Genomic DNA, 10423 nt, shown 5'->3' with positions numbered 1-10423 from the left:
GTCTGGTGGGGGGTTATCGCGGGAAACGCGGTCGGCGCACTGGTCGGCTATGTCTGGGCGCGCCGGTATACGGCGGGGCTCAAAATCCGACAGACCGCGACCGTACCAGCAGCGGCGTGAAGAGCATCACTCCTTATGCCCGCCGGTCTCTCCATGCACCGCTTCGCGCAGCGTGAACCGGAACGATGCCCCGAGGTCCGGTCTCCCGCAAACCCGGTCCTCTGCCCAGATCCTGCCGCCGTAGCGCTCGATCAGCATCCCGACGATGTACAGGCCGAGCCCGTCCCCGTGCCCCTGACTCTTGCCCTCTCTGAACCGGTGAAAGATCGCCTCTTTCATCCCGTCGGGGATGCCGGGCCCCGTATCCTCAACGGTTACCACCACCGTGCGGTCTTCTCCCGGATCGTTCTCCACCCGGATCGCGATCCCGGCATCCGGTCCGCCGAACTTGACGGCGTTCCCGACGAGGTTCGAAAAGATCTCCGGGAGCAGGTCGTCCGCCAGGACCTCCACCGAGGTGTCCACGAACAACGCGACCTTTGCCTCCGGAATACGGTCTATCCCGGCCCGGATCACGCTGCTGATGGGGATCGGCTTGAGGTCGGGCGGTTCCTGGTGAATCCGCCGGATGGTCGAGACGTTCTGGAGAATCCTGGTGCTCTTTCTGACGCTCCCCTTGAGTTTCCTTGCATACAGCGCGGCGTCGTCCTCCAGCATATCGAGCAGGAGATCGCAGTAGAGGTTCGCGACGTTTTCTGCGTTTTTAAGGTCATGGGTCATGATATCAAGGTAGAGGTTCGTCTCACGGTGGGCCGCCTCCAGCCGCTTGTGGAGCATGCTCCGGAGAACGCCCGAACCGATCTCCCGTGCGACCGCCTCAAGCAGGCGGCGCTCTTCGTCTTCAAACCGCTGTTTATCTCTGCTCCCTAGAAAGAGTGCGCCGACGACGATCGATTCCGCGAGGATAGGGATGCAGGCAAGTGCGGAGACCCCGAGCGACGAGAGGACCTCCTCTGCGACTGTGCCGGATTCATTATGCTGTTCAACGTAGCACGGCTGTCCGGCGACAAAGACTAAATTCCAGGGCCAGTGATGGACCGTTATCGTCCCGTACCGGGAAAAGTAGTCTTTCGGGACGGCGTGATGGTAGCGCGTGAGTGCCAGCGTCCGCTCCGGGTTAAGGAGGTAGATCAGCCCTACATTGAAGTTGAGCAGATCCAGCGTCCTGGAGAGTGATGCATCGAGTAATTCGTCGAGCGATAGGGACGACGCCGATACCTCCATGATCTGGTTGAGGATCAGGAGTTGCCTGTTTAAAGAGAGCAGCCGTTCGTCGGCCTTTCTGCCGGTGACATCCCGCATGCGGAGCACCCAGATCCCTGCGAATGGGTCCTGTTCCAGCCGCCGACTGGAGTAGACGAACCGTCGTTCCCCTTCATCGGGGTTCCGTACTGAGAGTTCGAGACCGGACACCTCGTCGCCGTCGCGCATCGCGGTGAGAAGTTTTTGGGCGTCTCCTTTTTCATCCAGGAACGGCGTCAGGTGGATATCCAAGACCTGACAGGCATTGGACCCCAGAATTTCATCATCGCCTGCCGAGAACAGTTTCATGGCATAGGCGTTTGCCCAGATCACCTGCATGTTCGGGTTGATCACGATGATACAAACGCCGGGTTCGTCGAGGGTCCGAAACGCCGCCTGCAGTTGGGTGGATATTGGATCTGCTCTGTTCATATGAGTATCTCGCTCCCTGAAAATTATCCTGATAAAATTATGTAAATAAGCTCATATTCAGGGTGTTAAGATATTTGCGGTTGGAGCCCTCCCCGGACTGGTTTGTCTCTTCTCCCCCGAACCACGTCGAGGTTCATCCTGTCCGTCGGAAAGCCCTCCCTTCTCGCCGCAGGAACTCAAAGCGGAGATTATAGGACCCCGATCCGGTTGAGGGCCGGCGAGAGCGATGTCAGATGACCCTGGATGCGAACCGTCTCCCGGGGGGATGCACCCATTGCGAGTGCCAGGAACCCGGCGATATGGAGCACCGGCACTCCCATATGGTCGTACGCCAGTTCACAGCCCGGGCAGTCGACGATCATCACGGCCAGATTATGACGCATAAAATCCTGACGGACGAGCCGGTTTAATCGGGAAAGCCCCCTCGCAGGGATGGTCTGGTGCCGGTCGAAGAGGTTCTTGACTCCGCCGCAGCAGTAGTGCTCCATCTTACTCTGGACAACGCTCGCCCCGGCGACGGTCGCGAGGTCACGTAATCCCGGCGGGACGGCAGACGAAATCATGTCTTTCGTCCGGGGCCGGCCCGTGCGGCGGGTATCTCCCGGCGGAAAAAAAGAGACGGTTAGAGGTTTTCCAGTCTTTTGTTCACCGCGTCCCAGTTCACGACGTTCCAGAACGCATCGATAAACTGACCCCGGTTGTTCTTGTAATCGACGTAGTAGGCGTGCTCCCACACGTCGAGCACCATCAGGATCTTCAATGAGGGATAGACGTTGTTGTTGTGTTTCTCAATCTGCATGATCACGGGGCGAGCCGTCATGCTGTCGTAGGCCAGAGCCGCCCACCCGGAGCCCTCGACACTCGCGGCCGTTTTCGTGAACTCGGCCTTGAATCGGTCAAAAGAACCCCATTCCTGTTCTATCCGGTCCGCAATGGCGCCTTTCGGGGCTCCGCCGCCGCCCTTCCCGGCCGGCGCCATGGTCGGCCAGAAGAGGGTGTGCAGGACATGGCCGCCTATGTTGAACGAGAGTTCCTTTAACAGCGCTTTCATGTCGATTTCGGCGCCTTCCTGCCGTGCCTTCTCCAATTTCTCAAGGTTGGCGTTCGCCCCGGTCACGTAAGCCTGGTGGTGCTTATCGTGATGCAGGGAGAGTTGTTCTTTTGAGATATACGGCTCAAGGGCATCCGGTGCGTAGGGCAGGGGCGGCAGTTCATACCTCTTCAACGATGCAGTTGCTATCTTCTGTACAGCCATAATGATCAATTTTCAGAAGGTTAGCGATCTATTTGAGAGTATCGGTACAGGCTCCCCCTCCTCCCCTCGGGGGCACCCGGGTTTTTTCAGCCGGGATTGAGAGCCTCAATCGCAGAGTGCCGATCGACCGATCTTATGTTGATTGTGCCGGACGACCTCTACAGCGGTACGCTCTGTACATCTTGCGGTTGACGTCGTTCCCCCTCCACCGGGGGGATTTTGCACCTTCTCGCCGCCCGCGTGCCATCCGGATGCCGGAACGGGGCCGGACCGATCCGATCATGCCTTTATGTAAATCTCATCTTCGACTTCATGACGATAACTTTCCTGGATGATGAAAATAGCAACGATGCAGTCTTTTTTGATCGTTAAGGACTATCGGGGCGGCGGAACAACCATGTTCGGAAGCATTATATATGCCGGTAGAGTGACATTTTGAACTGCCTCGCATTCCGTTGCATGGAGCCTTGCTTCGTTTACCAGGTCGATGGTACCGCAGCCGCGAGGTGTCCCTGTATGATGGCGTCTGGGCACAACGGTGGACCTACCATGAAGATGGCAACACGTATTTCGCTCTTTACTGCCACGCTCGTGGTGCTGCTCACTGTCGTTCTCCTCCGGGATCTGCACCTCATACTCACCGGGGCGGCCTGGGGTCTGTTCGCGAGAGTGCTCTCTCTTCTCCTGGTAGTTGTCACCGCATTCGGGGTGATTCAGTTCATGAGTTACGCCGATCACCTTCTGCGGTCGCTCTATGCCTACCGGGGTCATCCCGTAGCGCCGTGCCAGGCGGCCGCCTGCCGTGTCGCAGTCTTCATTCCTGTTTATAACGAGGAGCCTCGCGTGGTCGATTCCTGTGTCCGGGCATGTACGACGATCTCCTATCCGGATGTCTGTATCTATCTCCTTGACGACTCCACAGACCCGCGAAAACGGGCAGCGATGCAGGAGATCTCTCGCATATATAATCTCCGTTATGTCCACCGTGACCATAGAGCAGGCTTCAAAGCGGGAGCAATCAACCACGCCCTCCCCCTCCTCGACGACGATACATCGTATCTCCTGGTCCTCGATGCCGACCAGAAGGTGAAGCCGGCGATCCTCACCGACCTTATCCCGATTCTCGAAGCCGACCCCGCCCTCTCCTTCATTCAGACTCCGCAATTCTTTCCGTCGGAGTCAAGCGATGCGATAAGCGTTACGTTCTCATACCAGCAGCACATCTACAACAAGCATGTCTGCAGGGGGCTTTCCGCCAATGATACCGCCATGTTGACCGGCTCAAACTGCATCTTCCGGGTGAGCCACCTTGCCGCCATCGGGGGGATGGATGAGACGTGCATCGCCGAAGACATCGCCACTTCCTTTGCGTTCCATCTCAGGGGGTATCGCGGGCTCTTTCTCGATACCGTATACGCAGAGGGCATTGCACCGCCAAACCTCACGGCGTACTTCACCCAGCAACTCCGCTGGGCATACGGAAATACTCAGTTCCTCGGAACCATCCTCCGGCAACTTCTGATGCATCCGAAAAACATGGCCCCGTTTCAGTGGCTCGAGTTCGTCGTGATCGCCTCGATCTACCTGCTTGGCGGAGTGAACGTGGCACTCTTTCTCCTCCCTGTCTTCACGCTGATCTTCGGCATCCCGATCCTGCCGGTGTGGGTTCCCCCGGTCTTTGCCGTTGTGCTCGTCGTGGTGATCGCGCTCCAGGTCCTCATCAGCATCCGCGAACGAGAGTACTCTCTGCGTGACCTTGTCCTCTCGCAGGCGATCTTCAACACGCTCTCTTTCGTATACGCCCGGGCGCTCTGGTACGTCGTCTCCGGGAAGCAACTGCCGTTCGTCGTGACCCCAAAAGTAGTGTCGGGACCTGCCGGCCGGTCCCGTGCCAGGATCGTGCCGGTTCTCCTGGTGATTGCGGCCGTTCTGGTCTCGATGACCGTCGGCGTCGTGCGGCTTGTCTCCGGGGGACCGGGTTCAGGCACGGCAATCCCGCTCTTCTGGGCCTGCTATACGCTTCTTGTCCTCTCGTCGTTTCTGGTAGTCTGGCGAAGGGACGGAAGACGGGCGTCCGCGACGGTAGAGAGCGGGCGTTTCGTCCCGGGATCGGGGCGCTGAAGCGCCGGCGTCGGTAGAAAAAAGTCGATGGCTGGAGAGCTTTAGCGGAATCTCTGCCAGAGAATTCTCCCCATCACGCGGAAGGTGAAGTCAAGTTCGTCGAAGCTCGGAATGCCGTTTTCTTTGAGAACTTTACGGCCCCGTTCCATGGAGTCGCCGCCGAGGAGCGTCCCGACGATCATATTCTCGGTCTTCTCCGAGAACCGGACGATCTGGTTTGCGACCTGCTCCGATCCGATGACGAGGTTTGGGAACCCGACGACGAACGCAATGTCCCAGCAGTCCTGGTGCTTGGCGAGCGCACTGAATGTCTGCTCAAACCGCTTCTCGTTGGCATCGCCGAGGAGGTCGATCGGGTTATTCTTGTTCCAGAACTCCGGCAGAAATTCGTTGAGTTCCTTGAGGACCTTCGGCGGCAGGGTGATCAGATCGATGCCGTAGCGTTCGGCGTAGTCGGAGGAGAGTACCGCGAATCCGCCGGCGTTTGTGATTACGATCGCCCGCTTGCCGCGGGGGTAGCCTTTCGGGAGCGACAGCATCTCGGCGACCTGGAATGTACCGGTCAGGGTGTGGACGGGGATCACGCCGGACTGGCGGAATGCTTCCATATACACGTCGTACGACCCCGAGAGCGAGCCCGTATGGGACGATGCCGCCTGCTGCCCTTTCCGGGACGAACCGGCCTTGATCGCCACGACGGGTTTGGTCTTTGCGACCTCGCCGACCACTTTCATGAAGGTCTTGCCGTCCTGGATCTCTTCGACGTAGAGGATGATGCCTTTGGTCTTCGGGTCACGTTCCACGAACCGCAGGTAATCGATGAAGTTGAGGTCTGCCTGGTTGCCGACCGAGATGACCACGGAAAAGCCGATGTCCTGCTTGATGCTCCAGTCGACCACCGTGTTGATGATGGCGCCGCTCTGGGAGATGAAGGCGATGTTACCGGCTTTGGGTGACTGGTGAACGTAGGTGGTATCGATGCCCTTTGGGGGGATGATCAGCCCGAGACAGTTCGGACCCACGATCCGCGTGCCGTAGCCTTTTGCGATCTCGAGGACCCGGTCTTCCAGGGCCGCTCCTTCCTCTCCCATCTCCTTAAACCCGGCAGTGATGATGATCACCATCGAGACGCCTTTCTGCCCGCACTCCTCAATCACGCTCGGGACATGCTTTGCCGGGACGGTAATGACCGCCATATCGACGGGGTTCGGGATATCAAGGATGGATGGATACGCTTTGAGTCCCTGCACCTCCGGGCGTTTGTTGTTTACCGGGTAAAGTTGCCCCGGGAAATGGAGGAGATTGTGCATCACGGCGTAGCCCATCTTCTTCGGTTCGGACGATGCGCCGATGACGGCTACGGAGCGAGGGGTGAAGTACTCGATCGGCACGAACGGCCGCTCTTTCAGGGTCTGCTCCACGGCTTCGTCATCGACGAAGATCCGGGCATCGACGATGCAGGCCCCGGACTCGTACAGTCGAACCGGATTGATGTCGAACTCCACGACATTGGTGCTCTCGGCGAAGAAGCGGTTGATCGCCCACATGATCTGAACGAGCGTCTCCTCGTCTCTCGGCTTCGCCCCCCGGTAACCTTTGATTATCGGGTATCCGTGGATCTCCTTGATCATCTCCCGGATCGTCTCCTCGGAGATCGGCAGAATCCGCAGGGCGACGTCCTTCATCAACTCGACGAGCGTCCCCCCCATACCGAAGGTGAGCACCTTCCCGAACGCCGGATCGGTCTTCCCGCCGATGATCAATTCAAGCCCCGGCGCCGCCTGCTGCTCGACGATGACGCCCTTGATCTCGGCTTTGGGGTTATACGCCTTTGCGTTCCCGACGATCTTATTGAATGCCTCCTCGGCGGCCTGTTTTGATGAGATACTGACGATCACGCCGCCTGCATCGCTTTTATGGATGATCTGGGGCGAATAGATCTTCAGAACGACCGGAAAGCCGATCTTCTCTGCTGCTTTACCTGCTTCTGGTGCAGTCTGGACGATTGCGTGCTCCGGTACCGGTACGCCGTATTGTTTCAGGAGATCATACGATTCGAATTCGCTCAGCATTCTTTTGACCATGGTCATCTCCTCATGTTTTGCGTATCCCTATTCAAGGGTCTCTATGATCCTGCAGTTCAGGTTCCCTGACAGATGAGCCGTCTCCTGGAAAGCCAAACCAAGAGGTCGGAATGAACTGTACAGCGTGGTCTCAGATTCCCTTTATAGGTTTTGTAATGATTCTACATGATAAATCTCTATCGGGAGATGTCGTCAGCCGTTTCAGATGCCGCCGATCTGCCTTTGAATTTCCGGAATTGCTGAGTAAATGCCGTTATCCCGGCTCACACGAGAACGAGTGTATCCTGTGGCTGCCCAATCTCGGGGCCGGAACCCTCCTGAAAGCCCGCGTTGGCGCCGGGCGGAGGAGGGGTGTGCAGTGCGTGCCCTGTATGAGCAATGGAGCGGAACTCTCGGCTTGTTGTGGTCGAGGATACCCGCTCCATGGTCGGGTCCCGCAGGGCGTGCGTCTCTCCAGGGATCGGGGTCGCCCGGGCATGTCCCGGATATCATTCTGCGGCACGGACGACCGGGATTTGCCGGGGCGAGATCCCTCATGAACTGCTGGCTGTGCAACGGGCGTGAATGTCCGGGAGATGGTCCGGTCTTCGAGTAGATTCCGAACACCCGGTCGGTACCATTTATGGGCTTCGGCGTAGAGATTAACATCGATAATGACAGTCTATGAGGAGCCGGGACGATTCGGAAAGGGAGGATGTACTGAGACTATATCCAACAAGCGGCGTTTTTTTTTCGTGAATCACCGGAATGAGCGGAGTTGAGCGACATACGATTCGATATCATACTCTGGCTATGATCTTCTTCGCCGGTCTCCCCGCTTGCCGGGGACCCTCTGCAGTCAACCGGAGAGAGGAGTCATGATCGGGCGCCATTCATCTCCGGATCGCCAGACGGTGTATTCTCTCTTCCTGGTCGGGTTTTTTGCGATCTTCTCAACCACCATCTCGAAGAACCCGGTGCTGCCCCTCTTCTCGCAGGCTCTGGGCGCCGGCGATGTGGTCATCGGCCTCGTGTCGGCGGTCTCCCCGCTTGCCGGGATCCTCTTCTCGTTTCCCGTGGGGGTTCTCTCGGATCATCTGGGTAAGAGGCGGCTCCTCCTCGTAGCCGGAACGGTATTCCTCTCGGCACCTCTGCTCTATCTCTTCATCGCCGATCCGCTCTGGCTGATCCCGGTCCGGTTTTTCCACGGGCTGGCAACCGCCATTCTCGGGCCGGTGATCGCTGCGATGATCGCCGTACGGTTTCCGGGGACGAAGGGGGAGGTGCTCGGGCAGTACTCTTCCGCAACCCTGATCGGGAGGACCCTTGCCCCGCTTGTCGGCGGGGCCATCCTCTCGTTCTTTGTCTTTTACCCCGGGCTCGTCCCTTATCGGATGGTCTACCTTGCCGCAGCAATCGCCGCGGTGCCGGTCGTCGTCCTGATTCTTCTCTACCGGGAGGAGACCCCGGTCTCCCTCGCGTTCCTCCCGTTCTCGACGTTTCGCAGGAGTTTTGTTGTGTTTTTCACGAACCGGAGGCTTCGGGCAACGGCGCTTGTGGACATGGCGACTTACTTCGCTTTCGGGGCGTTTGAGACGTTCCTGCCGCTCGTCTTGCTCTCCCGGGGGATGGATGCGTACCAGACGGGGGTCCTGTTTGCCGCTCAGACGCTGATCATCGCGGTGACGAAGCCGTCCTTCGGCAGGATTTCCGACCGGATCGATAAACGGGTCCAGATCGCTGGAGGACTCTTTGTTCTGGGGTGCTCGGTTGCCGCTATCCCGGTTGCGTCGACGTTCCCGGCGTTTCTTCTTGTAAGTTTGCTTCTCGCCCTCGGTATGTCGCTCTCCACGGTTGCGACCGGTGCGTACGTTGCGGACGTTGCAGAGAAGGAACAAATGGGCGCTTCGATGGGGGCGCTGTCGTCCATCATGGATATCGGGCATTCGGCGGGCCCCCTCGTCACCGGGGTCGTCATTGCTGCCGGCGGGTTCGGCCCCGGCTTCTTCATGAGTTTTCTCATCGCCGTCGCGGTCTGCGGGTTCTTTGTCCTGTCCGTCCGGGAATCTGGCGAGCCCGGTGGTGCTCTACGAAACAACTGAGAATGCGTTCTGTTGAATCGGGTGTGAACGTGGAATCAGGCATACCCGGGGAAAGACCGATCCTATCCCAGAGGTCGCGGCGATGCTTTTTCGTGCAAAGGCGTGCAGGATCGCGTCCGACGATGCCGGGTCGGCGGTGATCGGGAGCGAACCTTCGGCGATGGCCTCGACCGGACCGATACCGAACGCCTCGCAGACGATCCGGGCCTGAAAGAACGCTCGGTTCCGGAATCAAAGGTGGTTTTGCGTTCTTCGTCAAGGCGGAGGGAGGGGGTATGACTCACCGAACGGCTGTTTCGCCGCAACAAGAGGCAGTACGGCGATGAGGAACCGAATTCCCGGCTCCGGTCACCTTCCCCCTCTCCACCACTCGATGAGCGCCCGGGAAATGCTCATCGTGGACGGCAGAAGGGGCAGGTGATCGCGGTCGAACCATCCTGCGGCCTCGATCTCGTTATTGTCCGCGATCACTTCGCCTCCTGCGTACTCGGCGACGAACCCGATCATGAGAGAGTCCGGGAACGGCCAGGGCTCACTACCGAAGTACCGGATGTTCCGGACGGAGACTCCGGTCTCTTCCCTGACTTCCCGGCGGGCGGCATGCTCCAGGGACTCGCCCGGCTCTACGAAGCCGGCGACGATGCTGTACATTCCGGGCGAAAATCTGGGCGAGCGGGCGAGCAGGATCTTCTCGCCGTCTTTCACCAGCACGATGATTGCAGGCGATAGCCGGGGGTAGGCGATCCGGTTGCATGCAGGGCAGATCTTCGCCCGTTCGGTGCGGCTCTGGGAGGTCTTTGCCCCGCACCTCCCGCAGAACTGCGTCGTTCTATCGAAATCGACGATCTGGACCGCAAGGGCGGCTATTGCAAGCTCATCCTCCGGGATTCTGCCGTAGAGCGCCCGGACCGCGGAGTGCTCCATGCCTTCCGGCACAGGGGTATCTGCTGCTATCTCCGCCGCATAGCAGGGCGCCGCACCCCGGTGTCCGAGGTACTGGATACGCTCTACCGTGCATCCGTCGGATTTTGGATTCCTGTCGAGGAAGATCTGCGGTCTGTCTCCCGTGGTGACGCAGACGCCCGATTCCCGGACAATTACGTAGAGGACTCCCTCTTCCGGTACAGACTCGGGCCCCGGATACCGGG

The 10423-nt window shown here is 58.9% G+C and carries 8 protein-coding genes; 3 read left to right on the top strand and 5 right to left on the bottom strand.

All coding sequences use genetic code 11. The features are described from left to right. Nucleotides 1-126 precede the first annotated feature (126 nt). The 3 genes from BP737_RS09030 to BP737_RS09020 form a co-directional block, all read right to left on the bottom strand. On the bottom strand, nt 127-1734 hold the full coding sequence (locus BP737_RS09030; protein ID WP_342686133.1) for a PAS domain-containing sensor histidine kinase: 1608 nt from the start codon (nt 1732-1734) through the stop codon (nt 127-129). A 188-nt stretch (nt 1735-1922) separates the two neighbouring features. After that, the gene (locus BP737_RS09025) at nt 1923-2297 is read right to left on the bottom strand and encodes a hypothetical protein (protein ID WP_342686132.1); all 375 of its coding nucleotides are present in this window, start codon (nt 2295-2297) and stop codon (nt 1923-1925) included. Nucleotides 2298-2356: 59 nt separating this feature from the next. Further along, nucleotides 2357-2989: a superoxide dismutase gene (locus BP737_RS09020; RefSeq protein WP_342686131.1), complete on the bottom strand. Its 633-nt coding sequence runs from the start codon at nt 2987-2989 to the stop codon at nt 2357-2359. A 555-nt stretch (nt 2990-3544) separates the two neighbouring features. Between BP737_RS09020 and BP737_RS09015 the strand changes: the two genes are divergently transcribed. Beyond that, entirely contained in the window at nt 3545-5110 is a 1566-nt protein-coding gene (locus BP737_RS09015; RefSeq protein WP_292405903.1) for a glycosyltransferase family 2 protein, read from the top strand. A 41-nt stretch (nt 5111-5151) separates the two neighbouring features. On the opposite strand, the gene BP737_RS09010 is transcribed toward BP737_RS09015, so the two are convergent. Further along, nucleotides 5152-7194 (bottom strand): acetate--CoA ligase family protein, encoded by a 2043-nt coding sequence (locus BP737_RS09010; RefSeq protein WP_292405900.1) that lies wholly within the window; start codon nt 7192-7194, stop codon nt 5152-5154. 857 nt (nt 7195-8051) lie between these two features. On the opposite strand from BP737_RS09010, the gene BP737_RS09005 reads away from it, so the two are divergent. After that, on the top strand, nt 8052-9275 hold the full coding sequence (locus BP737_RS09005; protein ID WP_292405273.1) for an MFS transporter: 1224 nt from the start codon (nt 8052-8054) through the stop codon (nt 9273-9275). An 82-nt stretch (nt 9276-9357) separates the two neighbouring features. Beyond that, nucleotides 9358-9486 carry a hypothetical protein gene (locus tag BP737_RS09000; protein WP_292405272.1) on the top strand — a complete coding sequence of 43 codons (129 nt, stop codon included), beginning with the start codon at nt 9358-9360 and terminating at the stop codon, nt 9484-9486. A 137-nt stretch (nt 9487-9623) separates the two neighbouring features. On the opposite strand, the gene nudC is transcribed toward BP737_RS09000, so the two are convergent. Next, on the bottom strand, nt 9624-10423 hold an 800-nt coding region (nudC, locus tag BP737_RS08995; protein ID WP_342686130.1), incomplete at its 5' end, for an NAD(+) diphosphatase.

The sequence above is a fragment of the Methanoculleus sp. UBA291 genome, from assembly GCF_002499755.1.
GTDB lineage: Archaea > Halobacteriota > Methanomicrobia > Methanomicrobiales > Methanoculleaceae > Methanoculleus > Methanoculleus palmolei.
Note: the sequence above shows the minus strand (reverse complement) of the source record. Positions and strands in the feature narration are given on the sequence as shown.

Bases quoted from the DNA above. Each gene is read 5' to 3' on its own strand.
- BP737_RS09030 (WP_342686133.1), bottom strand. From the start codon at position 1,734: ATGAACAGAGCAGATCCAATATCCACCCAACTGCAGGCGGCGTTTCGG.
- BP737_RS09025 (WP_342686132.1), bottom strand. From the start codon at position 2,297: ATGATTTCGTCTGCCGTCCCGCCGGGATTACGTGACCTCGCGACCGTC.
- BP737_RS09020 (WP_342686131.1), bottom strand. From the start codon at position 2,989: ATGGCTGTACAGAAGATAGCAACTGCATCGTTGAAGAGGTATGAACTG.
- BP737_RS09015 (WP_292405903.1), top strand. From the start codon at position 3,545: ATGGCAACACGTATTTCGCTCTTTACTGCCACGCTCGTGGTGCTGCTC.
- BP737_RS09010 (WP_292405900.1), bottom strand. From the start codon at position 7,194: ATGGTCAAAAGAATGCTGAGCGAATTCGAATCGTATGATCTCCTGAAA.
- BP737_RS09005 (WP_292405273.1), top strand. From the start codon at position 8,052: ATGATCGGGCGCCATTCATCTCCGGATCGCCAGACGGTGTATTCTCTC.
- BP737_RS09000 (WP_292405272.1), top strand. From the start codon at position 9,358: ATGCTTTTTCGTGCAAAGGCGTGCAGGATCGCGTCCGACGATGCCGGG.